The 23,695-nt window shown below is 62.3% G+C and carries 26 protein-coding genes and 2 pseudogenes; 16 read left to right on the top strand and 12 right to left on the bottom strand.

Annotation, left to right across the window (positions count from 1 at the left end; translation table 11 throughout):
- The coding region (locus tag YY7_RS0144885; protein ID WP_028168795.1) for a universal stress protein at positions 1 to 279 on the top strand (279 nt) is incomplete at its 5' end.
- Here the strand turns inward: YY7_RS0144885 and YY7_RS0144880 are convergent.
- Together YY7_RS0144880 and YY7_RS0144875 are read right to left on the bottom strand one after the other, a co-directional pair.
- Positions 276 to 1,427: an NADH:flavin oxidoreductase gene (locus YY7_RS0144880; protein ID WP_028168794.1), complete on the bottom strand. Its 1,152-nt coding sequence runs from the start codon at positions 1,425 to 1,427 to the stop codon at positions 276 to 278. The two genes, YY7_RS0144885 and YY7_RS0144880, sit on opposite strands and share 4 nt — an antisense overlap.
- Before the next feature lies 1 nt (position 1,428).
- Positions 1,429 to 1,824, bottom strand: coding sequence for a RidA family protein (locus YY7_RS0144875; protein ID WP_028168793.1), 396 nt, complete (start codon positions 1,822 to 1,824; stop codon positions 1,429 to 1,431).
- A gap of 116 nt (positions 1,825 to 1,940) precedes the next feature.
- Here YY7_RS0144875 and YY7_RS0144870 point away from each other — a divergent pair, with 116 nt between their 5' ends.
- Positions 1,941 to 2,867, top strand: coding sequence for a LysR substrate-binding domain-containing protein (locus YY7_RS0144870; RefSeq protein ID WP_245287653.1), 927 nt, complete (start codon positions 1,941 to 1,943; stop codon positions 2,865 to 2,867).
- Between the two features lie 497 nt (positions 2,868 to 3,364).
- Positions 3,365 to 5,119, top strand: coding sequence for a gamma-glutamyltransferase (ggt, locus tag YY7_RS0144865; protein WP_028168791.1), 1,755 nt, complete (start codon positions 3,365 to 3,367; stop codon positions 5,117 to 5,119).
- 86 nt (positions 5,120 to 5,205) lie between these two features.
- On the opposite strand, the gene YY7_RS0144860 is transcribed toward ggt, so the two are convergent.
- The 3 genes from YY7_RS0144860 to YY7_RS57220 all read right to left on the bottom strand — a co-directional run bounded on the left by YY7_RS0144860 (position 5,206) and on the right by YY7_RS57220 (position 7,793).
- Positions 5,206 to 5,637, bottom strand: a complete 432-nt coding sequence (locus tag YY7_RS0144860; protein ID WP_028168790.1) for an RrF2 family transcriptional regulator — start codon at positions 5,635 to 5,637, stop codon at positions 5,206 to 5,208.
- A 147-nt stretch (positions 5,638 to 5,784) separates the two neighbouring features.
- Positions 5,785 to 6,837, bottom strand: a complete 1,053-nt coding sequence (locus YY7_RS0144855; protein WP_245287652.1) for a cytochrome-c peroxidase — start codon at positions 6,835 to 6,837, stop codon at positions 5,785 to 5,787.
- 74 nt (positions 6,838 to 6,911) lie between these two features.
- Positions 6,912 to 7,793: a transporter substrate-binding domain-containing protein gene (locus YY7_RS57220; protein ID WP_051397276.1), complete on the bottom strand. Its 882-nt coding sequence runs from the start codon at positions 7,791 to 7,793 to the stop codon at positions 6,912 to 6,914.
- Between the two features lie 170 nt (positions 7,794 to 7,963).
- Here YY7_RS57220 and YY7_RS0144845 point away from each other — a divergent pair, with 170 nt between their 5' ends.
- From YY7_RS0144845 to YY7_RS0144820, 6 genes are all read left to right on the top strand, one after another.
- Positions 7,964 to 9,052: an ABC transporter substrate-binding protein gene (locus YY7_RS0144845; RefSeq protein ID WP_028168788.1), complete on the top strand. Its 1,089-nt coding sequence runs from the start codon at positions 7,964 to 7,966 to the stop codon at positions 9,050 to 9,052.
- Positions 9,053 to 9,136: 84 nt separating this feature from the next.
- Positions 9,137 to 9,976, top strand: coding sequence for an ABC transporter permease (locus YY7_RS0144840; protein WP_028168787.1), 840 nt, complete (start codon positions 9,137 to 9,139; stop codon positions 9,974 to 9,976).
- A 41-nt stretch (positions 9,977 to 10,017) separates the two neighbouring features.
- On the top strand, positions 10,018 to 10,797 hold the full coding sequence (locus YY7_RS0144835) for an ABC transporter ATP-binding protein (protein ID WP_028168786.1): 780 nt from the start codon (positions 10,018 to 10,020) through the stop codon (positions 10,795 to 10,797).
- A gap of 31 nt (positions 10,798 to 10,828) precedes the next feature.
- The gene (locus YY7_RS0144830) at positions 10,829 to 11,317 is read left to right on the top strand and encodes a tetratricopeptide repeat protein (RefSeq protein WP_245287651.1); all 489 of its coding nucleotides are present in this window, start codon (positions 10,829 to 10,831) and stop codon (positions 11,315 to 11,317) included.
- 37 nt (positions 11,318 to 11,354) lie between these two features.
- Positions 11,355 to 12,137 carry a MetQ/NlpA family ABC transporter substrate-binding protein gene (locus tag YY7_RS0144825; RefSeq protein WP_028168784.1) on the top strand — a complete coding sequence of 261 codons (783 nt, stop codon included), beginning with the start codon at positions 11,355 to 11,357 and terminating at the stop codon, positions 12,135 to 12,137.
- Between the two features lie 9 nt (positions 12,138 to 12,146).
- A complete protein-coding gene (locus tag YY7_RS0144820) occupies positions 12,147 to 13,343 on the top strand; it encodes an LLM class flavin-dependent oxidoreductase (RefSeq protein ID WP_080664132.1) in 1,197 nt (398 codons plus the stop codon).
- A 70-nt stretch (positions 13,344 to 13,413) separates the two neighbouring features.
- Here the strand turns inward: YY7_RS0144820 and YY7_RS0144815 are convergent.
- A pseudogene (locus YY7_RS0144815) lies at positions 13,414 to 13,632 on the bottom strand (MetQ/NlpA family ABC transporter substrate-binding protein); the annotation flags it as partial.
- A 44-nt stretch (positions 13,633 to 13,676) separates the two neighbouring features.
- On the opposite strand from YY7_RS0144815, the gene YY7_RS59425 reads away from it, so the two are divergent.
- Positions 13,677 to 13,790, top strand: coding sequence for a MetQ/NlpA family ABC transporter substrate-binding protein (locus tag YY7_RS59425; RefSeq protein ID WP_245287655.1), 114 nt, complete (start codon positions 13,677 to 13,679; stop codon positions 13,788 to 13,790).
- On the opposite strand, the pseudogene YY7_RS0144805 reads toward YY7_RS59425, so the two are convergent.
- Positions 13,768 to 13,974, bottom strand: a pseudogene (locus tag YY7_RS0144805) (LLM class flavin-dependent oxidoreductase); the annotation flags it as partial. The gene YY7_RS59425 and the pseudogene YY7_RS0144805 sit on opposite strands and share 23 nt — an antisense overlap.
- 543 nt (positions 13,975 to 14,517) lie before the next feature.
- Between YY7_RS0144805 and YY7_RS0144795 the strand changes: the two are divergent.
- Genes YY7_RS0144795 through YY7_RS0144780 form a run of 4 tightly spaced genes read left to right on the top strand, consistent with a single transcriptional unit; the run spans position 14,518 to position 18,261 of the window.
- The gene (locus YY7_RS0144795) at positions 14,518 to 15,447 is read left to right on the top strand and encodes a TauD/TfdA dioxygenase family protein (protein ID WP_028168780.1); all 930 of its coding nucleotides are present in this window, start codon (positions 14,518 to 14,520) and stop codon (positions 15,445 to 15,447) included.
- A gap of 15 nt (positions 15,448 to 15,462) precedes the next feature.
- Complete coding sequence (locus tag YY7_RS55150) at positions 15,463 to 16,530, top strand: ABC transporter substrate-binding protein (RefSeq protein ID WP_245287650.1); 1,068 nt, start codon at positions 15,463 to 15,465, stop codon at positions 16,528 to 16,530.
- Complete coding sequence (locus YY7_RS0144785) at positions 16,527 to 17,393, top strand: ABC transporter ATP-binding protein (RefSeq protein ID WP_028168779.1); 867 nt, start codon at positions 16,527 to 16,529, stop codon at positions 17,391 to 17,393. The genes YY7_RS55150 and YY7_RS0144785 overlap by 4 nt, the downstream gene beginning before the upstream one ends.
- A complete protein-coding gene (locus tag YY7_RS0144780; protein WP_196237433.1) occupies positions 17,386 to 18,261 on the top strand; it encodes an ABC transporter permease in 876 nt (291 codons plus the stop codon). The genes YY7_RS0144785 and YY7_RS0144780 overlap by 8 nt, the downstream gene beginning before the upstream one ends.
- Positions 18,262 to 18,272: 11 nt before the next feature.
- Here YY7_RS0144780 and YY7_RS0144775 read toward each other — a convergent pair whose 3' ends face one another.
- The 5 genes from YY7_RS0144775 to YY7_RS0144755 form a co-directional block, all read right to left on the bottom strand.
- Positions 18,273 to 19,028: an ABC transporter ATP-binding protein gene (locus YY7_RS0144775; RefSeq protein ID WP_028168777.1), complete on the bottom strand. Its 756-nt coding sequence runs from the start codon at positions 19,026 to 19,028 to the stop codon at positions 18,273 to 18,275.
- Positions 19,016 to 19,768, bottom strand: coding sequence for an ABC transporter permease (locus tag YY7_RS0144770; RefSeq protein WP_028168776.1), 753 nt, complete (start codon positions 19,766 to 19,768; stop codon positions 19,016 to 19,018). The genes YY7_RS0144775 and YY7_RS0144770 overlap by 13 nt, the downstream gene beginning before the upstream one ends.
- Before the next feature lie 33 nt (positions 19,769 to 19,801).
- Positions 19,802 to 20,818 carry an ABC transporter substrate-binding protein gene (locus tag YY7_RS0144765; protein ID WP_080664134.1) on the bottom strand — a complete coding sequence of 339 codons (1,017 nt, stop codon included), beginning with the start codon at positions 20,816 to 20,818 and terminating at the stop codon, positions 19,802 to 19,804.
- 193 nt (positions 20,819 to 21,011) lie between these two features.
- Positions 21,012 to 21,977, bottom strand: a complete 966-nt coding sequence (epsC, locus tag YY7_RS0144760; protein ID WP_028168774.1) for a serine O-acetyltransferase EpsC — start codon at positions 21,975 to 21,977, stop codon at positions 21,012 to 21,014.
- A 22-nt stretch (positions 21,978 to 21,999) separates the two neighbouring features.
- Entirely contained in the window at positions 22,000 to 22,572 is a 573-nt protein-coding gene (locus tag YY7_RS0144755) for a flavin reductase family protein (RefSeq protein WP_028168773.1), read from the bottom strand.
- Positions 22,573 to 22,866: 294 nt separating this feature from the next.
- On the opposite strand from YY7_RS0144755, the gene YY7_RS0144750 reads away from it, so the two are divergent.
- Both YY7_RS0144750 and YY7_RS61370 read left to right on the top strand, forming a co-directional pair.
- Positions 22,867 to 23,271, top strand: a complete 405-nt coding sequence (locus tag YY7_RS0144750; RefSeq protein ID WP_035692655.1) for an FAD-binding protein — start codon at positions 22,867 to 22,869, stop codon at positions 23,269 to 23,271.
- Positions 23,268 to 23,468: a hypothetical protein gene (locus tag YY7_RS61370; RefSeq protein WP_155255608.1), complete on the top strand. Its 201-nt coding sequence runs from the start codon at positions 23,268 to 23,270 to the stop codon at positions 23,466 to 23,468. The genes YY7_RS0144750 and YY7_RS61370 overlap by 4 nt, the downstream gene beginning before the upstream one ends.
- Positions 23,469 to 23,695 lie beyond the last annotated feature (227 nt).

Below are 23,695 nucleotides of genomic sequence, written 5' to 3'. Positions count from 1 at the left end.
GTATCGGTCATTGACGACAAGCTGTTTCCGACACCTCATTCCGGACACGCACTCTGCCGCTATCTGGCGCGGTGGCAGGTTGATGCCAAATTCAGTACGATCCGTCGTGAGACTCTGAACGTCGGCGCGACCCTTCTGGCCCATGCGCAGCAAGCAGGCGCGGACCTGCTTGTGATGGGCGCGTTCGCACATGGATTCGAGCGCGAGCTGATGCTCGGCAGCGCAACGCGAGATATCTTCAACGCGAGGATCGAAATTCCCGTCCTGTTGTCGCACTAGCTTGCGACAGGCACTATTCCGGCACGATGCTTGTCCGCATTCTCGAGATCAGCGATCGGGGACAGGATGTCCGGATCAAACGCTTCGAGAGACGCACCGGCCGTAACGCGGCGGGGCCAATCGGAGTGGGTCAGCGCACCGCGGCCCAGCGAGATGAAATCCGCCTCGCGGCTTTCGATGAGACCGGCCGCCTGCTCGGGATCGTGCAGCGACCCGTTGGCGAGCACCGGTATCGCAACGTGCTTCTTCGCCAACGCCGCGAGGCTCGCGCCCGCACCGAAGGCGGGCCGCCACGCCTCGAATTCCGTGGTATGCAGATAGTCGATCGGAAGCCTTCCCACCAATCCGAAGATCCTGGCCGCCTCGTCCTCGCTGCCGCTCCACTTGTGTACAAAGTCGTTGACCTTGCCCTGGGAGATGCGGACGCCGACCACGAACTGCGGCCCAACCGCATCCCGCACCGCCTGGGCGACTTCGGCGATCAGCCGAAGCCTCGCCTCGATGTCACCGCCATAACGATCATCGCGAAGGTTGATCCCCTCGGTGAGAAACTGGTCGAGCAGATAGCCGTTGGCGCCGTGTATCTCTACGCCATCGAAACCCGATTCCTTGGCAAGACATGCAGCCTTTGCGAATCCGCCCACCGCCTCCGATATCTCGCCCCGCGACATCGCGACCGGCATCGGATATTCGCCGGTCCCGCGGTAGAAAGCCATCTGCTGCCCCTTTGGGCGAACCGCTGATGGACCTCGGGTGTCCTTCCGGTAGATGCTTCCCTGCGACAGTGCGCCCGCATGCATGAGCTGGGCGATCATGCGCGCTCCATGGCCATGCACGCGCTCCACGATCGGCCGCCATCCGTCGCCCTGAGCCTCGTCCGACAGCCCCGGTTGGAACAGATAGCCCTGCGAGTAGGCCTTGTCGGTGTAGAGGCCCTCAGTGATGACGAGGCCGAAGCCGCCCTCGGCAAACGCGGCGTAGTAGTCCGACATCCGCTGCGTCGGGTTACCCTCCGACGTCGCGCTGACACGCGTCATCGGTGCGACTGCGAGGCGGTTGCGAAGGGTCAGCTCGGCGAGTTGCAGCGGAGAGAAGAGCGCTGCTGTCGGAGCTCGATCGCGCTGTACGTGATTTCCATGTCCGGCCATATCATTTGCTCCCGGCGGTTCGGATCGCCGCGATCGCTTCGATCTCGATCTGAACCTTGGGATCGTAGAGAGCCTTGACCTCAGCGATCGTGTCGGCCGGATAGGGTTCGGAAAAGAACTTACGGCGAAGCTCCACGACCTCTTTGAAATTGCCCATGTCGGTGACGAAGATCGTCACCTTGATGACGTCATCCAGGCTCGACCCTCCGGCCTCCAGCACCCGCCGCAGGTTGACAAAAGCCTGTTCGCCCTGGGCGCGGAAGCCGCCATCTACGATCTTTCCGTCATCGCCGGCTCCGGCCTGGCCGGAGACGAAAAGAAGGTTATTGAACTTGATACCCTGCGACAGGAGAAACGGCTCGTAGTTGTCGGGCGTCGTGATGACACGTTCCAGCATGATTGTGCGATCCCAGCAATGGCTCATGAGAGAGTTGAGTTCATCTCGGCATTTTCGGCCGATAGCTGGATTGTGGGACGGGATGCCTTGACCGACAAACTCCGAATTATCAGTTATTGGGTGAACTGAATTCATCCATAAGGGCGACGTTAATGCGGCGGCTTCCTCCGCTATCCTCCCTCCGAGCTTTCGAGGCGGCTGCCCGACACGGCAGCTTCAAGCGCGCCGCCAGTGAACTCGCGGTGACCCCAACGGCTATCAGCCACCAGATACGCTCGCTGGAAGACCACACTGGCCTCACCCTGTTTGAGCGGAAGGTTCGCAGGGTGAGCCTTAGCGATGCCGGCGCGCAGCTCTATCCCGTGCTGCGGGAAGGCTTCGAAGCGTTCGAGGCCGTGCTTGAACGACTCTCGCAGTCAAAGAGGCCCGCGCAAGTGACGATTTCGGCGACCAACGCCTTCACGGTGAAATGGCTTGTCCCGAAAGTTGCCGGTTTCCGAAAGCTGCATCCCGGCGTCGACCTGCAACTCCATGCGTCGGACGAGGCCGTCGACTTCGTAGCCAGCTCCGTCGACATCGCAATCCGCTACGGCACAGGGCCGTACCCAGGCCTCATTTCAGAGCCGATGTTTGCGGACGAGTTCGCACCGCTCGTTAATCCGAATCTCGGCGTGCGCGATCTCGCGGACTTGAACCGTCTTCCCCTGATCCACTTTGAATGGACAAGAAAGCACCCGCTCAATCCGACCTGGGAGAACTGGTTTGCAAAGGCCGGGTTGTCGTGCCCCTCGAACCTCGGACAGCTCCGATTTTCGGACGAAGGTCATGCCATCCAGGCGGCTGTTGCGGGCCAGGGGATCGCGCTGCTCAGTCTGGCCCTCGTGGCCGACGAACTCGCCGCCGGCCACCTCGTACAGCCCTTCGGCCCTAAGGTGGACGGGTTCACTTATCATCTGGTGACAAGTGAAGATCGCGCGAAGAACCCACGCGTGCAAGCCGCGGCTGAATGGCTCCGGTTGGAAGTGATGTCCCTAAAGCCCTGAACCGGCAGCAACAGTCTTCGCTATATCCGCGATGGAGGAGGCATCTCGATGTCTCCGTGACGCCGATGTAGTCGCCGCGATAGCCAGCTCGGGCGCAAGCCCCAAGAGTAAGCCCCGCGTTCTGCGGGCTTTTTTCCTCTTCGATCGAAGTAGGGCGGGTGGCGGTGGCACTTAACGTCAGCATCTGATCCAAAAGCGGAACTGAGTTTCGCTCGCTCGCCCATCTCTTGATCCAGCACATCATGTGGGCGAGGTGGCTATCACGGTTGCTGCTTCGCCGCTCCAAGCTTTGGCCAAAGCATTCCAGCGGTCTGCGATAGTTCATATACTCCTCGGCGAGGGGCGACGGCCCCAACGCTGCCCATTCAACTCCTGGCGAGAATGTTGGATCGTGACAAACGTAATCATCTAGGGTGTTGCGAAGCGCGCGATCGCGGCGTCTGCTCATGCGGAGGAGCGTGCGCCCGAGGCAGGGCCGCGCGTACCGGAGTGATATGATGATCAACATACAATGGATGGCTCTGCTCCTGGCTATGGTGGTGGGCGGGGCGCATGCGGCAACACCGTTGGCGCTCGAGGCGAAGAACGGGATGGTTGTGAGTTCGCAACACCTCGCCTCTGAGGCAGGCCTGGAGATTCTGAAGGCTGGCGGCAACGCCATCGATGCGGCTGTCGCCGTAGGCTACGCCGAAGCGGTCGTAAATCCGTGTTGCGGCAATCTTGGTGGCGGCGGGTTTATGGTGATGCATTTGGCCGATGGTCGCGACCGGTTCTTCAACTTTCGCGAAACTGCGCCGGCAGCGGCGAGCGAAAAGATGTATCTCGACGTCAGCGGCAATCCGATTCCGGGCGCCAGCCGATTTGGCTACAAGGCGGTTGCTCTCCCGGGAACGGTCAAGGGACTGGATGCGGCCCTGACCGAATATGGGACGATGTCGCGCGCCGAGGTGATGGCGCCCGCGATCCGGCTTGCCCGCGATGGGTTCGTGCTAACCCGCGGTGACACCGACATCATGGATTATGCGGCAAGTCGGTTTCATAACGACCCGTCGGTCGCAAGCATCTTTCTGCGCCACGACGGAAGCAACCTCCAGCCGGGCGACAGGTTGGTGCAGACGGATCTGGCGGTGACGCTCGCAGCGATCGCCAAGGACGGGCCGGATGCCTTCTACGCCGGCCGAATCCCGGCTGCGGTCGAGGCTGCGTCAAAGGCCGGCGGCGGAATCATTACAGCCGATGATTTTGCTCATTACAAGATCACCGAGACGGAGCCGCTGTACTGCACCTATCGCGGCTACGTCTTCGTCTCCGCGCCGCCACCGAGCTCAGGCGGCACGACGCTGTGCGAGATCCTGAATGTCCTCGAGGGCTATGACATGGCGACGCTTGGCTTTCACTCGGCTGCCTCGATCCACGTCATGGCCGAGGCCATGCGTCATGCCTATCTCGACCGCAATACGTATTTGGGCGATCCCGATTTCGTTAGAAATCCTGTTGATCGGCTACTGTCCAAGGACTACGCGGCAGCCATCCGAGCCAAGATTCTGCCCGACAAGGCGACGCCTTCGGAGGCGGCGCGGCCCGGACTCGAGCCGCATGAACAAGGCGATACCACGCACTACTCGGTCATCGATCACGCCGGCAACGCTGTTTCTGTCACCTACACCCTCAACGGTCTGTTCGGCGCAGCGGTGATGGCGCCGGGGACTGGTTTCGTCCTGAATGACGAGATGGATGACTTCACCATCAAGCGCGGCGTGCCGAACATGTACGGGCTGGTGCAGGACCAGGCGAATCTCATCGCGCCGAACAAGCGCCCGCTGTCATCGATGACCCCGACGCTGATCACCCGGAACGGCAAAGTCTTTGCTGTGCTCGGCAGCCCGGGCGGCCCGCGCATCATCACCATTACGCTTGAGGCCGCGCTCAACATGATCGATCACGGCATGGAGCCGCGGCAGGCGGTCGATGCGCCGCGGATCCATCTTCAAGGCCTGCCTGATGAACTCGACTACGAGCCGTATGCGATCTCACCCGACACCGCAAAGCTGCTTCGTGAGATGGGCTACAAACTGGTCGAACAGACACCGTGGGGAGCGGCTGAGCTCATCGCGATCGGTCCGCCCGATGGCGGCGCTGCTGGTCCGCGCTCGTCCGGCAATGATGCCGCTCGGAGCGGCAGGATGCGGCCCGGCTATTTCTACGGCGCTCACGATGATCGGCGACCGGCCGGGAGCGCCGCGGGAGAATAGAGCGTGTACCTTCGCAAAGCTGCAGCTGAGTTCCCAAGGCCGCGAAGGTGACCGATGCAGCGTGGAAGGTTGGACAATAGGCAGGGTCAGACCAGCTTCTTGCGCTTCGTCGTGGCCAAATCGGCCAGGCTCATGTGATCCAATACATCCGACATGGCATCGCGAACCCGTGTCATTGTGATGCGTACGACGCATTTGCGAGGATCTTCGCAGTCCTCGCATGGCTGGTAGGCCGTACGGCTTGCGCAGGCGATGGGCGCCAGCGGACCATCGAGCTCTCGGATCGCCTGCCCGATATTGATAGCGTGCGGCGGCCGAGCCAGCATATAACCGCCGCCCGGTCCCTTCTTCGTATGCACGAGGCCGGCTTTGCGGAGATCGCCCAGGATCGTGTCCAGGAATTTCTTGGAGATGTTGTTGGTCTGCGCAATGTCGATGGACTGAATCGTTTCGCCGGGTTTCAGGGTCGCCAGATGGACGAGTGCCTTGAGGCCATATTTTCCCTTGGCTGTTAGCATCTGATGCCGTCGAATTAGAATAGCTAATAGATATACTATAGGATATATCGCCGCCATTTGGCGGATATCTTGGAATAATTCACACGTCGATGCGGCCATTGAAAGATAAGGCTACTGAATTGGCCGCGCCCCGACTTCGACTCCCGCTCAGAGCGTTCGCAAGAACGCGGCGAGGGCGGCTTTCTCTTCGTCGGAAAGACCGAGCGGTCGGATGTGAGACGACAGTTGCGCCGCTAACGGATAAAGCGGATTTTCCGCTTCGCTCCGGTTTCGCGCCCATACCTCACCGCCACCGCGATCGTAGAGGTTGATCACGCCTTCAAGGGTCGGAAAAAGCCCGTTGTGCATATAGGGCGCAGTCTCTCCGACATGACGCAGGCTCGGTGTGCGGAAACGTCCAACGTCGTCGGGGAGGTGGGTGACCTGGTAGCGACCGAGATCCTGCGCCTTCTCGCCGAAGAACGAGATCTTCAGATTGTGGAAGCGATCGTCCGTCAATAGCGGGCCGAAGTGGCAATTGGCGCATCGCGCCTTGGTCCGGAACAGGTGCAAGCCCCACACTTCCTGATCGGTCAGCGCGTTCCGGTCGCCGTCTGCGAAGCGATCGAAGCGCGTCTCGGTCTCGAGATGACTTTGAAAGGCAACGAGCGCGTCCGCGAGTGTGTCTGCCGAAATCGGTCCTGCGCCGTAAACCTCCGCGAAGCGCGTTGCATAGTCGGGATCGGCGCGCAGGCGCGCCAGCACGGAATCCAGATCCGGATTGGCCATCTCCTCAGATATCGTGAGCGGCAACAGCGACTGGGTCGCCAGAGACGATCCTCGACCATCCCAGGCCAGATATGGCCGCAAGGCTACGTTCTGGAGCGATGGAGGATTGCGTCGCCCGCGGGCAAGCGCATGCCCCGGCGCCGTTGCGGTCCCGCTGCTCCAGCCGTGCTGCGCATTGTGGCATGTCGAACAGGCGAGATCGTTGCCGGCAGAGAGCGTCGCGTCATGGAAGAGGCGCGCGCCAAGCGCAACGCGGTGTTGCTCATGGCTGGATGGCGACGACGGCAGGTTCAGCTTGCCGAGCTCAACAAAAGCGACATCAACGTCGAGCCACGGTGCAGGCCATTCGGTTGCAGAGCGTGCGTAGGACTGCCGCAGCGTCGACAGATGCTCATCCCCTGGTGTCGCCGACGTTGCATTCGCGAAGATCATGCCGAGCATCGTCAGAGCGGTTACGCCAATCGCGCCACAAAGGCTTGCCGCTTTCCTTGAAGGTATCGCGCGGCTCAATGGCAATCAGGGCCTGCCTGGTCCCTGTAGACCTCGAAGGAGGCAAGCTCCGCCCACCGTTCTCGCCGTCGCCGCCATTGCTCAGAGCTGCCTATCGCAGCCAGCGCGCGCCCGATCGTGACGGCGAGATCGGTTCGACGCTTTGCCACGGCAATCACGAGTGAAGTCGGATCGACGGGAGGCAAGGTCGCCGAGAACTTCTGCCAGGATCGCTTCGTGAACAAGGGATCAAGCACCGCGCGGTCGTGAATGGCGGCCACGCATTCGCCGGTCCTCACACGCATCAAGGCTTCCGCCGGCGCTCGCAAGGCTCGTATCTCTGCGCCGAGCGATTGGGCGAGTTTCTGGCCGCGATCATTGGCGAGGGTGACGCAAACCACGCGGCCTCTGAAGTCGCTCCACTGCCGCAACGGCCGGTCCGAGCGCATGACCGGGCTCAGGCCGGACTCGTATCCCGTCGGCAATATCTCCGCGGTCTTGCGCAGCGGATCATCATCGGCGACGCGCGCCAGCACCGCGTCGACTCGATTTTCATTCAGCGCCGCGAGCCGGTCCGCGGGCCGCGCAAGCACGAGCTTCACGTCGGCTCCAAGCCGTTCTCCGATCTCGTTCGCGAGATCGGTTTCGAATCCCTCCTCGATGTAGAGGCGCATGTCGGGAGTCTTGGCCGGCGGCACATAGGCGATGCCAAGCCTCAACTGGTGCTTTTTATCGGTTTTATCACGAGGCCTCTCGGCAGATGCGAAATCAGACGAGGCAAAGCCAAAGTCACCTCGCGTGATGCCGATGGCGCCGCCGATCAGAGCGGGCAGCAGCAAGCCGGATACGACGGCAGCGAGGATTTGCCAGATCGGGAAGCGTGCGTTGTTGCCGTTCATCGCGTGATCTTTGGCGCTGATTTCATGAAGCGAGCTACACGTGTGCTGCGAATAATCGTCCCTGAACTGAGATGATTACAGAATAATGTTGTCTATAGAACATATAGACTTATCGCGATGATGGAGTACCGTGAAAGCGTTCATTTGTCATCGCTGAACGGGGGATTCACATGCGAACCACGCGCGCGGCAAGCAGCAGGCGCACACTCGGTTATCTAGCAGTGGCGGGCGCGCTCCTCGCCGTCGCACACATCGCTCCAGTGCGCGCCGCCGAGCCGCTGACGGAAATCAATCTGCAGCTCACGCCCTGGACGGTGATCGCGCGCGAGAAGGGCTTCTTCAAGGAAGAGTTCGACAAGATCGGCACCAGGAAAATCAATCTCATAGCCTCGGGCGCCGCTGAATTGATCGGTGCAGAATCCGCCGCGGTCAAGGGCGGAGCGATCGCGATCGCGCAGCGCATGATCTATCCGGCCACGGTCCACCGTGCGAACGGTCTCGATGGCGAGATCATCTGGGTTTCGGAGGCGTCCAATCGTTATCGCGCGCCAATTCTCGCCCGCGCCGACAACGACAACATCAAGTCCGTCGCCGACCTTGACGGAAAGAAGTTCGGCTCGAGCCGCATAAGCTGCTACTGGTCGTCGCCGTTCGAGATCACGCAGAAGGCGGGGCTGCCGTTCGACTCGCGCGAGAAGCAGGGCCGGATACGCTACACCTCGATCGACAACACCGCCGTTGCGATCAGCGCGGTGCTCTCGGGCGCAGCCGACGCCACCACCTTCCATCTTGCGGCGGGCGCCGCCGCCACCGGCGCATGGTTGTCGGGTAAGCTCAAGGTGGTGGGCCGCTCGCCGGACGACGGCATCTATGTGAACAATGCGGGCCGCGTGACCTATTTCGCCCGCCGCGACTTCGTGGACAAATATCCCGATGTCGTAAAAGCGTTCCTTGCCGCGCGCGAGCGTACGCGCGAGTGGGCCACCGATCACGTCGACGAAGCGGCCGAGATCGTCGCCAAGGAGACGCGCGTTCCGATCGAGGTCGCGAAGTTCCAGATCACCCACGCCGGCGAATGGGAGTTCATGGCGGGCGAGCCGAATGCCGACCGTGCGCGCGATGCGATCAAGAAGTTCCAGGCCTGGTACATTGCCAACGGCGACGACATCCTCTCCGAGCGCAAGCTGACCGACGCGCAGATCGATGCTTTCGTCGATGGGCGCTTCTTCGCAGGCGGCACTCACTCCATCTACAACTGACGCGCGGATGTAACCGATGCGCACGCCTCGGCACGCGGCGAGTGCCGGGGCGTCGTAATGATCTGTTGAAAGAATGTTGTCAGCATGACCGACAGCGCAGAGGCGATCGACGGCTCCGGAATCCGAACCGGCGGCTCGGCAGTCGCGGCGCGGCAAGGGCGCGCGTACAAGGGACCTGCGCTGATCGGCATTGTGCTGCCCGCAATCATCCTCGCCCTGTGGCAAACGGCGTCCACTCGCGGCTGGATCGACCCGGTGTTCCTGCCGGAGCCGATCACCGTCGTCACGGCGTTCTGGAAGATGCTGACCAAGCAGAACCTGGCGCTGGATTTTCTCGCCAGCGTCAAGATCGTCGGACAGGCGTTCATCTACGGCTCGCTCGCCGGCGTCGCGCTGGGGATCGCGGCGGGATTGTCGCGCAAGGTCGAGCAGTTCTTCGGCCCGACCTTCGATACGATCCGGCACATTCCCGGCATTGCCTGGCTGCCGCTGATCGTTCTCTGGCTCGGCATCGGCGCGCCCGCGAAAGTGCTCGTCATCGCCAAATCCGTGTTCTTCCCGGTATTCCTCAACACGCTGCAGGGCATTCGCAACGTCGACAAGACTTACGTCGAACTGGCGGAAGTCCTCACGCTGACGCGCAGGCAGCTCGTGCGCAAGGTGATCCTGCCGGCCGCCACGCCCTCAATCATGGTCGCGCTGCGCTATTCGGCTGGGCTCGCTTGGGCGCTTGTGGTCGTTGCGGAAGGATTGAGCGGGCTGGAGGGGCTGGGCTTCCTGATCTTCCGCGCGCAGGGCCTGCTGCTCACCGACCAGCTTGTCGTGTGCATGGTCATCATCGGTCTCGTCGGCTTCGCAATCGACCGCAGCATGTATCTGTTGCAGCGTCGCGTGCTCCGCTGGAAGCAGGGCTACGAGGGTTGAACCGCGCGTCGGCGGCCGCATCACATCAACAGGAGTATGCCATGGCCGCATCCGGCCAGCTCGAGGTGAGGAACGTATCCAAGACCTATGCTGTCACCGGCCGCCCGCCGGTGCACGTCCTGTCCCATGTGAATCTCGATGTGAAGCCGGGCGCGTTCGTTTCCCTGGTCGGGCCGAGCGGATGCGGGAAATCGACGTTGCTGCGGCTGATCATCGGTCTCGAGCGCGACTATGGCGGGGATATTCTTATCGACGGCCGGCAGGTCACCGGTGCCGCGCTCTCGCGGGGCATCGTGTTCCAGGATCACCGTTTGCTGCCGTGGCTGACGCTCGAGGACAATATCGGTCTCAGCCTGGAGAATTCGGGCAGGAGCGCCGCGGACAAGGCTGCGACGATCGCCGAACATATCGCCCTTGTCGGCTTGAAAGGCTTCGAGAAGGCCTATCCGCATCAGCTGTCCGGCGGCATGGCGCAGCGTGCGGCGATCGCCCGCGGTCTGGTGAATCGTCCAGAGATTTTGCTGCTCGACGAACCGCTCGGCGCGCTGGACGCCCTGACCCGGGTCCATCTCCAGGCCGAATTGCAGCGCATCTGGCGCGTCGAGCAGATCACCATGATTCTGGTGACGCATGACGTGGATGAAGCGATCTACCTCAGCGACAGGGTCGTGGTAATGGCCGGCGGTCCCGGCCGGATCGTCGACGACATCAAGATCGACCTTCCACGCGACCGCGACCGTGCGGACCTTGAGTTCGCCAGCTACAAGCGACGAATCCTGTCAGCCATGGGCGAATATGGCGGTAAGCCGCAGGCGGCCTGATGCCGACGCACCTGTCGTGCGAGGTCCAATCATGCTGAGGTCGCAGACGACGGCACGGCTCCACGGTCTCAGCCTGCTTCGCAACCTGATCCTTGCGATGGGGATCGCCGCGAGCGGGGCGGCTGTCGCCATGGACACCGCGCCATCAAGCGATCTTCCTGATTTGTCGGCGGTGCGGGCCGAGATCTATTCCGGCGAATACGAGAAAGCGGCCGCCAAGCTGCTGACGCTTGCAGAAACCGTCCATCATGCCGACGTGTACAATCTGCTCGGCTTCTCGCTGCGTAAGCTCAAGCGCTACGACGAGGCGGCGCGGTGGTACAAGGAAGCTATCTTCTACGATCCGACTCACCGGCCGGCGCTGGAATACCAGGGTCAGCTGTTCGTCGATATCGGCGATTTCGCGCGCGCAGAGAAGAACCTCGAGCTGCTGCGGCTATTGTGTCACCCCGGCGGATGCGAGGAATACGACAAGCTGAAAGATGCTCTCGCTCGCGCCGGACATAAGTCCAAATCCTAGATTCTTGCGCCCACACTGCCTGGATGGAGATCTATAGATGAAACGCTGGTTGCTCTCTGTTGTCGTTGGGGTCGCGCTCCTCGCCACGCCCGCCTGGGCGGAGCAGAAGATCAAGGTCGGCATTGCGGCCGGCGACGGCGATATCGTCTGGGCGAAGGTCAGGGAGATCGCCGCCAAGGACGGACTCGACCTCACTGTGGTGGTGTTCAACGACTATCTCTTGCCAAACGCCGCGCTCGACGCAGGCGATCTGGATGCAAACGCGTTCCAGCACAGGCCCTTCCTCGAGAACCAGATCAAGACGAGAGGCTACAAGATCACGCCGGTCGGCGAGACGATCGTCGCCCCTATCGGCCTCTATTCCAGGAAGGTGAAGTCCATCGGCGAGATCAAGGACGGCGCGTCGATCGGCATCCCGAACGATCCCTCCAATGGAGGGCGTGCGCTCCTGCTGCTACAGGCCGAGAAGCTGATCAAGCTCAAGGACGGTGTCGGGATATCGCCGACTGTGCTCGACGTGACTGACAACCCCAAGAAGCTGCAGCTCCGGGAGATCGATGCGGCCCAGCTTCCACGCAGTCTCGATGACCTCGACGCCGCCGTGATCAACACCAACTACGCCGTCCCGGCCGGGCTGCTTCCGGGCAAGGATTCCATCGCCGCCGAATCCGCCGTCAACAATCCCTATAACAATTTCATCGCCGTGCGCGAGCGGGACAAGGATGCCCCTTGGGTGTCGAAGCTGGTGCGCGCCTATCAGAACGATACGATCCGGCAGCTCATCAAGGATACATTGCCAGGCCAGATTCCGGCCTTTTAGGGGTTAGCCATGACGATAGTCCACAAGCCGGGCGAGATTGTTGGATCGCCGATCTTTCCAAGTCCGACGCAATTTCCGGACAGTCCGCTATCGAAGTCGCTGAGCCAGCCTTTGCTGCTCGGCTTGTTCTTGCCGATCCAGGCGGGCGGCTGGAGTGCGTCGACCTTGCCGCGAACGACGACGTGGACGTTCGACTACAACCGGGATCTGACGCTCACTGCTGAAGCCTTTGGCTTCGATCTGGTCTTTGCGCTGTCGCAATGGTTGCCGAAAGGCGGCTATGGCGGGGTATTCACCGGCGAGGCGCTCGATTCGTTCATGACGACGGCGTCGCTGGCGGCACTCACGTCAAAGATCATGCTGATCTCGACCATCCATGTGCTTTACGGTCCGATCCATCCGCTGCATCTCGCCAAATACGGCGCGACGCTGGATCACGTCTCGGGCGGACGTTGGGGCATCAACGTCGTGACCGGGCATCGCGCGATCGAGCACGAGGCCTTCGGATGGAACCAGATCGAACATGATCGCCGTTACGAACTGGCGGCGGAGTTCATCGAGGTGCTGCAGCGGCTGTGGAGCGACGACGAGAATTTTTCCTTCTCGGGCAAGTCGCCGTGGCGGCTGAGCAATGCGTTCGTGACGCCGAAGCCGCGGTTCGGACGGCCTATCCTCGTCAATGCCACTGGATCAGACGCCGGCATCGCGTTTGCCGGCCGTTATTCCGACATCGTGTTCATCACGAGCCCCGCCGGCTCGTCCTTTGAGAGCGCGATCGAGGCGCTTCCAGCGCATGCGCAACGTGTCAAGCAGGCCGCGATCGAGGTCGGACGCGAGGTGCGGACGCTGCTCAATCCGATGGTGATCTGCCGCGAGACCGAGCGGGAGACGTGGCAGTACCATGACGCCATCGTCGATCACATCGACCCCGTCGCTGGCTTCCAGAATTTCGCCAGCGATGCGCACGCCTGGAAGGGAAGGATAGGTCGTGACGCGCCAAAACGGCGTGCGATCGGTGGCAATATCGAGGTGATCGGCACGCCGGAGCAGGTGGTCGATCAGTTCATCCAGCTCAAGAAGGCCGGCATCGACGGGCTTCAGCTCAGCTTCTTCGATTTCAAGCCTGATCTCGAGTTCTTCGGTCGCCGCGTGCTGCCGCTGATGCAGCAGGCTGGACTGCGGCCTCCGGTGACCCGTACGAAGTGAGCTGCGATCCGGCCGCCGTGCCGTTTGGCCGGACGGCGCGCTACGCGGCGGTTCGCTCGCGGCGAGCCGGTCATTTTAAATAATCCGGCAGCGTGAATCCGTCATAGAAGCGGTCGCTGCGGATCGCTGCCTTGAAGGTTTCCGACTTATAGCCGGCGACGATGTTCTGTGCCCATGCGCTCTCCGCGTTGCCGCGTTTCACTGCGACGACGTTGATATAGGGCGTGGTCATCTTTTCCAGCGCGAAGGCGTTCGTCAGCTTCAACCCGCTATAGATCGCGAAATTGCCCTAAGACCGATCTCACCGGAATCGTCCACGTGCCGACGCCGCCGATGGGCCTCTATTCGAAGAAGCATGCGCTCGGCACGCCCATCAAGCCCGGCTCGACCGTGGCGGTCCCCAACGATCCCGTCAACCTGCAGCGCGCGCTGTGGAGCGGACATTAAGCGCGGGACCGTCGGCGAAGAAGATCGCATCGAATTTGTGCGCCTCGGCGCGCTGCGCCAGCTCCTGGTAGTAGGTGATATCGAGGATCCGGTCCGCTGCGGAGCCCTTGTAGCGCCACGCGGCCTCGTGATGGCCGCCGGGATAGATGAAGAGATTGAGGGTTAGCTGCCGTCGATCGCTCATGTCTTAGGACCCGCGCATGTTTGAAGGCTGATGACGCCGTCGGGCTGCGACATTTCCTGGCATCCGTCGTCACTGCGTTTCCTGCTCGCACTCAAGCTGCAGTGCAAAAGAGTCTACGTCTGCGATCGCGAGAATGTCGATGAAATGAATTTACATAGTTGCGTCGGAAGCCAGCATGAACATTTTGGGTTGTTCGCCGATAGGAGACGAGACGGCATGCTGCGATAGGAATGACGACGCATCGGGCACCCTGTGCGACGTCAGTACGAGAGTTTTCGGCTTAAAGAGCTTCGATTTCGACTGGCCATGCATGCAGTCGGTGCCCGCAAGACAATCGTCATTGCAAATATTCCAGCACCCGCATCGACGGAAACGCGATCATTGTCTGTCGTCGAAAACAAAGCTGGTTTCATTTCATTGACTGACGGTCGATCGCTCTTACGATTTACGCCCAATCGCGAGGTCGAAACATGCCGCCGATCTCTACGCATCAGCACTCTGGCAATCGCCGCAGATTGTTGCGGCCGAATAGGGGGCACGACCATGGCTCAAACTGATGGCATCGATAACGTCATCCCGCGCGCTGATATCGTCAAGCGTGCAGCGCGCCTCGGCGCGGAGATCAGGAACATCAATCTGGCGGGCGATCTGCCTGACGAGACGATCGCCGCGATCAACAAGGTGCTGCTTGAGCACAAGGTGATCTTCTTCCGCAATCAAGATCATCTCGATGATGCCGAGCAGGAGCGCTTTGCGGTGCGGCTTGGCAGACTGGTGCCGCATCCAACCATCGGCCCGGCCAAGGGCACGTCGTCGATCCTCGAACTGGATTCGGGAAGGGGCGGAGGCCGCGCCGACCAGTGGCACACTGACGTCACCTTTGTCGACGCCTATCCGAAGATCTCGGTACTCCGTGGCGTGGTGATTCCGCCTTATGGCGGCGACACGATCTGGTCGAACACCGCGGCGGCCTATCTCGATTTGCCACCGCCGCTCCGGCGGCTCGCCGACGAACTCTGGGCGGTCCACAGCAACGCCTATGATTATGCGGTGAAGTCTCGCGCCACCGAGGCTGACAGGAAACACTTCGACGAAGTGTTCACGGGTACGGTCTACGAGACCGAACATCCGGTGGTTCGCGTCCATCCTGAAACCGGCGAGCGGACGCTGGTGCTCGGCAACTTCGTGCAGCGGTTCGTCGGCTTGCCGAAATATGACGGCCAGAAACTGTTCGACCTGTTCCAGTCGCACATCACCGCGCCGGAAAATACCGTGCGCTGGAGCTGGAAGGCGGGCGACGTCGCGATCTGGGACAATCGCGCGACGCAGCATTATGCCGTCAATGACTACGGCGACCAGCATCGCGTCGTCCGCCGCGCCACGGTCGATGGCGAGGTGCCGGTCAGCATCGACGGTCGCCACAGCGTGACACACATCAAGGCGACCAAGCCGCAGGCAGCCAAGGCCGCGTAGCGGGGAGTTCGGCAGATGAGTATGACGCATCGATCGGCTCGTTCGGCTGGCTTCTGGTCCGGGAGCAGTGCTGCAACGAAAATCCGGTATATTCTGTGGGCATTCGCGCTGACGCTTGGCCTTGTCGGCCAGGCCTTGGCCGAGCCATTGGAAAAGACCGAGATCCGCTACCAGGGCTGGGCTGGCCAGGTGACGTTCCCCGAGTTGGCCGAGGATCTCGGTTACCTCGCGCCGCTCAAGCTCAAATGGGTCGGCAACACCATCAGCGGGCCGCAGGACATTCAGACTGTCGTCACCGGCGACATCGACATCGGCGGCGCCTTCTATGGCGCGATCATCAAGCTGATTGCGGCGAGAGCGCCGATCAAGGCGGTGGTGGGCTATTACGGCTCCGACGCCGATACCTATTACGGCTACTATGTGAAGGAGGACAGTCCGATCAATGGGGCGCGCGACCTGATCGGAAAGAAGGTTGCAGTCAATACGCTCGGCGCCCACCTTGAATTCGTGCTCCGCGAATATCTGGCGCGGAACGGGCTGAGCGCGAGCGAGGCGAAGCAGGTGACGCTGGTGGCGATCCCACCGGTCACCGGCGAGCAGGCGCTGCGCCAGGGCCAGGTCGAGGTGACCGCGCTCAACGGCGTGCTGCGTGATAAGGCGCTGGAACGCGGCGGCCTGCGAAAACTGTTCGCTGATACCGACCTGTTCGGCAATTTCACCGGCGGCGCTTATGTGCTGCGCGACAAGTTCATCAAGGAGAATCCGAATACGGCGCGCAAACTGGTCGAGGGCATCTCTCGCGCCATCGAATGGGCACGTGAAACCCCGCCCGAGGAGGTGAGGGCTCGTTTCGACAAGATCGTCGCCGAGCGCAAGCGAAACGAAGACGCCTCGTCGATCAAATATTGGAAGAGCACCGGCGTCGCGTCGAAGGGCGGGCTGATCACCGACCAGCAATTGCAGGTGTGGATCGATTGGCTCGTGAAGGACGGTCTGCTGAAGCCCGACCAGATCAAGGCCTCCGACACCTACATCAACCAGTTCAACTATTATCGTTCGGGCAAGGCAGCGGAAGCCAGATGAGCACCGCAAAGATCCGCTTCGAACAGGTTCGCAAGGAGTTCCTCGTCCGCGGCGGAAGCGGTGGACCGGCGCGGCGGTTCATCGCGCTGGAGGATGTCACGCTTGACGTCCGTCCGGGCGAATTCCTGGCCCTGGTCGGCCCGAGCGGCTGCGGGAAGTCGACCTTGCTTGATCTCCTGGGTGGGCTGACCGCACCGACCAGCGGCCAGATCCTGCTCGATGGACGACCGATCTCGGGCCCGGCGCGCGACCGCGGCATCGTCTTCCAGCAATACGCGCTGTTTCCCTGGCGGACGGCGGCGCAGAATGTCGAGTTCGGGCTCGACATTGCAGGGTTGAAAGCGAGGGAGCGCCGTTCGATCGCGCTGCACTATCTCGATCTGGTCGGGCTCGCGGGTTTTGCTGACCGGTACCCGCACGAGCTATCCGGCGGCATGAAACAGCGCGTGGCGATCGCGCGCAGCCTTGCCTACGATCCGGAAGTGTTGCTGATGGATGAGCCGTTCGCAGCACTCGACGCGCAGACGCGCGAGACGCTGCAGGGCGAGCTCCTGCGCATCTGGCGGACCACCGGCAAGACCATCGTCTTCATCACGCATGGGATCGATGAGGCGGTTGTGCTCGGCCAGCGTGTCGCGGTGATGACGTCGCGGCCCGGCCGCATCAAGCATGTCGTCGACATTCCCGAACTGTTGCGAAGCGAGATGGATGACGTGCGATCGCTGCCCGAATTCGGGCGGGTCCGGCACGAGGTCTGGAGCTTGCTGCGCGAGGAAGTATTGAAGGCCCAGCAAGGACAGCTTGCCGGTGCTCATGTCGCGTCGCGCGCCGATCGTTCTGTGGAGGATGTTGCGCATGTCTAGCCTTGAGATGCTGACGCTGCTCGAACTCGCGCACGGACGGCCGGCGTCGCTTGGCAAGATAGAAGAGGAACCGTCGGCGGTGGCGCGTGCGCTGCATCGTTTCGTGCGTTGGCTGGTCGCGTTCGGCCGCAGGTCGCTGCTGCTGCTGGTTCTGCTTGCGGCATGGGAGGCGGCTCCCCGGTTCGGGCTGATCGATCGCGCATTCCTGCCACCGTTTTCGGAAGTCATCGCGGCCGGCTGGCAGCTTGCGCAGAGCGGGGAGCTTTACGATGACGTGACCGCCAGCCTGTTGCGTGCATTGAGCGGCTTCTTGATTTCCGTCGTACTTGTTGTTCCGCTGGGCCTCGCCATCGGCTGGTATGCCCGGCTTGGCGATCTGCTCAATCAAACCATCGAGATTTGCCGCAATACGGCGCCACTCGCGCTGTTACCCGTGTTCATCCTGCTGCTCGGGATCGGTGAGGTCTCGAAGGTCACGATGGTGATCTATAGCTGCGCCTGGCCGCTGCTCCTCAACACCATTGCGGCGGTGAAACAGGTCGATCCGCTCCTGATCAAGTCGGCGCGCACCATGGGCGCGACACCGCAGCAGTTGTTCCGCAAGGTGATTCTGCCGGCAGCGCTTCCGACGATCTTCGTCGGTATCCGCCTGGCGAGCGCGGCTGCGATGCTGGTGCTGGTCGCTTCCGAAATGGTCGGTGCGAAGGCCGGCCTCGGCTATCTCATCATCTACAGCCAATACAGCTTCCTGATCCCGCAGATGTATTTCGGGATTTTGGGCATTACCGTGATCGGCCTGACGTTCAATGCGATCCTCGAAGCGCTTGAGCGGCGCTTCATGCGGTGGAAGACGACGGTGACGGCCTGACGTGCGGTGGCTCAGGCCGGATCCTCGTCCCCAAGGATCGCGCGCAGCCGCGCAATCAGCTCGCGGTTCGCCGGATCGTCGCGGCGACGAGGCCGGGCAACGTCGATGGGAATGGAGGCGGCGAGGCGCCCCGGCTTGCCCGTGATCGCGATTACCTCATCGGCAAGATAGACTGCTTCCGTGATCGAATGGGTCACGAAGATGACGGTCTTGTGGGTGGCGGCATGGATGCGCGCCAATTCGTCCTGCAGCGCTTCCCGGGTGAGGGCATCGACGGCGGCGAAGGGCTCGTCCATCAGCAGGATGTCGGGATCGACGGCGAGCGCGCGCGCCAGCGCCACCCGCTGGCGCTGTCCGCCGGACATCTCGTGCGGATAGCGCTTCTCGAAACCGGACAAGCCGACCAGCGCGAGCGCGGCGCGCGCCATCTTGTGGCGCTCGCGCGTGCTGACTTTGCCGTGCTCGAGGCCGAAGCCGACATTGGAAAGCACGGTACGCCAAGGCAGCATGCGCGCGTCCTGGAACACCAGCGCGACCGGGAGCCTGTATCCTTCCGCGCGCGCATTGACGCGGACCTCTCCGGCATTCGGCTGGAGCAGCCCGGCGATCACGCGCAAGAGCGTCGACTTGCCCACGCCGGAGGGACCGAGCACGGCGACAAAACGGCCGGGCGCGACGTCGAGGTCGAGGTCGCGCAGCACTTCTGTCCGCTCGCCATCGCGTACGAATGACAGGCCGACGCTGCGCAGCGAAATTATCGCTTCCATCGCAGCACCCGTGATTGCAGCGCGACGAAAGAGGTGTCGATCAGTCCGTACAGCGCGGCCATCGTCGCCATGTAGATCACCACGACGTCGCTCGCGAGCAGGTTGGAGGCCTGCATCATGCGCTGGCCGAGACCGGGCACGCCGAAGATCTCGGAGGCGACGACGGCCATCCAGGCCTGCCCGAGCGCGGTCCGCAGGCCGACCAGGATCCCGGGCGCGGCGGCAGGCAAGATCACCTTGACTAGCTTCTGATCCGCGCGACGGAATCCGAACGCATCGGCCAGCTCGATCAGGTCGCGCTCCACCGAGTGGACCGAGCCAAGGGCCGCGAAATAGCAGATCCAGAACACGCCGGTTGAGATGATGAAGATGGCGGCGGCCGGATCGATGCCAAACCACAGGATCGCGAACGGCACCCATGCGAGTCCCGGGATCGGCCGCAAGATGCGCACGATCCAGGCGAGGAACGATTCCAGCGTTGCCGACATGCCGGTCGCAACGCCGAGCGCGATACCGAGCAGGCTGCCGATCGCAAGCCCCGCGAGATAATTGCGCAGGCTCGTCGTCAACGCCGCGAACCAGATGCCGCTCGAGAGCTCGCGCCAGAAAGCCCGCGGCAACGCGCTCGGCGGCGGCAGCACCGATGCCGGCACGATTTGGAAGGCGGGCATTGCCTCCCACAATGCGAGGAAGGCGACAAAGCCCAACGCGCCCAGCGTCAACGATCGTGTGCGTGTCACCGGCCGCGTCCGTTCCGTGAATTGCAGGCGTCGCTAGTTGGCCGTGGCGCGGTTATAGACATCGAAGGCGAACAAGCCTTCGAGGGGTTCCGCCTTCTGCAGCGCGCCGATCTTCACCTGATACTCCTGCAGCTGCCGAGTCGATTCCTCGATGCGTCGCGGATCGGAGGTGAACTGGGTCTGCGGCGACTTCAGCGACTCCAACAGGATGTCATCGGGCACAAGGCCCTTGCCGAAGGCGGCGCCGACGTGCTTCACGGCCTGCTCGGGATGCTCCTTCAGCAGTGCAGTGGCACGGATGATCGAACGCACGAGGCCGTCGACTGCCTTGGGATTCTTGTCCGCAAAGGAGCCCATGACCGCGACCACGACGCCCGGGAAATTCGGAAACATGTCCTTGCCGGTCGCGATCAGCTTGATCGCCGGATTCTGCTTGCGGATGATGGAAAGCGCGGGCTCTCGCACCGAGCCACCCTCGACCGCCCCGGTCGCGATCGCGCGCTGGGTCGCGTCGATGCCCATCTCGACGATCTGGACATCTGCCTTGTCGGCCTTCACGACTTCCCACAGCCAGTGCTGCAAGGCGGTGTTCGGGCCCGAGCCGATCGGCTGGGTCGCGAGCTTGACCGGGCGGCCGTTCTTTTCACGAAACGCCTTGAACGCAGCCGCCGGATCCTTGCCTTCGATCTGCGGAGAGAACGCGGCGCTGGTCGCAAATCCCATTTCCTCGACCACTGTCGCGGCGACGATGCGCACGTCGATGCCTTTCGCACGGGCGACCAAGAGCGGCGCAAGTCCAGCAACGTAGACGTCGAGGGTGCCGGACTGCAGTGCCTGGATCATGTTCGGGCCCGACTCGAACGTGCTCGTGGTCAGCGTCAGTCCCGCCTGCTTGATCCAGCCTTCGCCGTCCGCGACGAAGACCTGTGCCGCGCCCATCACCGGGATGAAGCCGAGGCGCAACGGCTGCTGCGCCCGCGCCGAAACCGGCTGGCCCAACGCGATCCCGACCGCCACAAGGGCAGCAAACATGCTTGTCACGAGGCGCATCGTCATCCTTCCGAGAGATCAGGGGAAATGTGGCCGCAACGTCCCTTTTCGAGAACGTTTGGTCCATTGCGTTATTCGGGCTTTATCAGCCGGAATCTTCTAAATTTATCCATCAAAGTAGAAAGTAATTCTGTGGCTCTGTCGAAGTACGGACGACAGTACCCTCACATATCTAACGGCTTCGGCAGCCTAGCTAGCTCGGGTCGACACCTGTACCGACTTTGTTCCGGGCCGTGGCCTGCGTCACCACGCTGTTTGCAGGCACGTCGCGCGTCAGCCAGACATTGCCGCCGATGGTGGAGCCGCGGCCGATGGTGATTCGGCCGAGGATGGTCGCGCCCGCGTAAATGACGACGTCATCCTCCACGATCGGATGGCGCGCATCGCCCTTGATCAGGTTGCCTTCGTCGTCAGTCGGGAAATGCCGCGCGCCGAGCGTGACGGCCTGGTAGATGCGCACATTGTCGCCGATCACGGCGGTCTCTCCGATCACGACCCCGGTGCCGTGATCGATGAAGAAGCCCGAGCCGATGCTGGCGCCCGGATGGATATCGATGCCGGTCCGGGCGTGGGCGATCTCGGCTATCAGCCGCGCGACGAGCCGCGCGCCCTGGCGATGCAGGATATGGGCGAGGCGGTGGTGGATGATCGCGGTCATGCCGGGATAGCCGATCAGGATTTCCGGAAAGTTGCGCGCGGCCGGGTCGCCGACGAACGCCGCTCGCAGGTCGTTGATCAACACGCCGCGCACCGAAGGCAGTTGGGAAGCCAAACTGCGCGTCAGCTCGATCGCATCCTCTCGGCGAAAACCCGGCAACAACTCGTCACCGACGAACAGCGCGCCGCGATGGATCTGCTCGCACAGCGAATCCAGGGCAACGCTCAGCGTGTTGCCGACGAAATAGTCGATGTTCTCGCCGTCGAGATCGAACCGCCCATAGTGCCTTGGAAACAGCGCCTCCGTCAGTCCGTCGAGAACGGCCTCCAGCGCCTCGCGGGACGGCGCTCGTCGCGCTTCGCCGTCGCGGCGGATGCTGTGGGTCTCCTCGCGCGAGACGCGCAATTCGGCGACGATCCGGTCGAGTTGCCAGCGCGCGGTCGACGGCGCACTGTCGCCCGCTGCAGCGAATTGCGATTGCGGTGGAGTTTCGCGCTTCATGCTGTCTCGACCCCCGTTGCCCTCAGCGGACGTGCGCCAAGGGGATACTTACCTCCGCAAGACGGTCCAGGTCCGTGTCGTGGTCGATCTGGATGTATTGACGGTTCCAGTAGATCAGGCCGGACAGCCGATGCGACAGCTCCATGCTGAGCAGGCGGCCGACGATAATCCCGTGCGAATAACGCTCGATGATCTCCTCGGCCTGGCACTCGACGGTCGCCAGCGCTTTGCCCAGCAGCGGCACGCCGGAGGAGCCGGTGAACCATGTCGTGCCGTCGAAGCGCTGGCTGCCCTTCAGCCGGCGATTGCTGAAGCGGGCAGCCAGCACCTGCTGGTCCGAACCCAGGATGTTGACGCCAAACAACCGGTGGCGCTCGATCAAGGCGAAGGAAGATGCCTGCCTGTTGATGCTCACCAGCAATCGCGGCGGCGCGGCGCTGAGCGAGGTCAGCGAGGTGACCGTCATTCCGGTGATGTCGTCGTCGCGCCCGGCGGTGATGATGCTGACTCCGCCGGCGAGGCGGCGCATGACGGAGCGAAACTGGCGCTCGATCTCGTCGGTTTCATCGACGAGATGGATATCCGCTTTGGCCATCGGTTGCTCCTCTCATCGAACCTCGCGGAATTCTGCTCCCGCTGGAAGCAGCCTTTCGCGGGCAGCGGCGTGCCTCTGATGAGTGCAAGCCTTCCACACGTCGAAAAATGTCCCACGAATTTGGCCGGACAGAAATAGAGCGGTTTTCCAATTGTCCGCTGTCCGGGAGTTTTCTGATTTCTTTGCTCGTGCAAGACCGCAAAGAATATCTTTCAGCGCCTCCGCTTGATCTCTCCTCGCGCCTTGAAAGCAGCCTCGCCCGCGCCGCGGCGTGAACTGTCATCGGTGGGAACAGTGGCGCTTCGGACGCGCAACGGAAGGGCGTACAAGCCCGCGGAGCTCGCAAGAGCGGCTCAAGACGAGGTCTTTCCCTATGAGCTGAACTATTACCGTGAGGCCGAGCGTCTCAGTGCCTCGCTGGAGCGGCTCGATGCGCTCTGGATCGATGTATCGCAAGCGGGTGCCGCGACGCAGGAAGACGTGCTCCGTGCGCGGGAAAGCGCAGCGATGCTGGCGACGGCGCGCTGGATGTATCGCAGCGCGCTGGCGCGCCAGGAAAGCCGCGGCATGCACCGGCGCCACGATTTTCCGGATCAGGACGAGCGTCAGCGCCATTACATCACGGCCGGCGGTCTCGACGAGGTCTGGAGCTCGGTGCGTCCGCATGCCGATCGTGCCTATGCGGAGGCCGTCGAATGATCGAGGTCATCGACGCCGAGCGCTGCACGGCCTGCGACATTTGCGTCAACGTCGCCACCGGCGATCATCATCCCGCTTCACGAGAAGAGGTTGCGGAACCGGCCGGCGGGAAGGGACACTCAACACGATCCCGTCGCATTGCAGGTGGACAATTGGGAGCCGGCAGCCTGAGGACAATTGATCACGTGCGCGAATGAATGCGGATCTCTTGAGCTGTATGGTGGTGGAACATGAAGGACATACTCGTTTTCCTGTCTCCGTCGCGCAGAGATGACCTCTCGAGCGGAGCGCATTGTGCGATCGCCCTGGCTCGCATGTATGGGGCGCACCTATCTGCATTGATTGCTGATGTGGAGACCGACCTCCGTGACTTGCCGCCTGAACCGGACATTCGGCAAGTCGGGAGTCCTGCCGCCAGGCCAGC

Origin of the sequence: Bradyrhizobium elkanii WSM2783, assembly GCF_000472865.1 — a bacterium.
Taxonomy (GTDB): Bacteria; Pseudomonadota; Alphaproteobacteria; order Rhizobiales; family Xanthobacteraceae; genus Bradyrhizobium; species Bradyrhizobium elkanii_A.
Note: the sequence above shows the minus strand (reverse complement) of the source record. Positions and strands in the feature narration are given on the sequence as shown.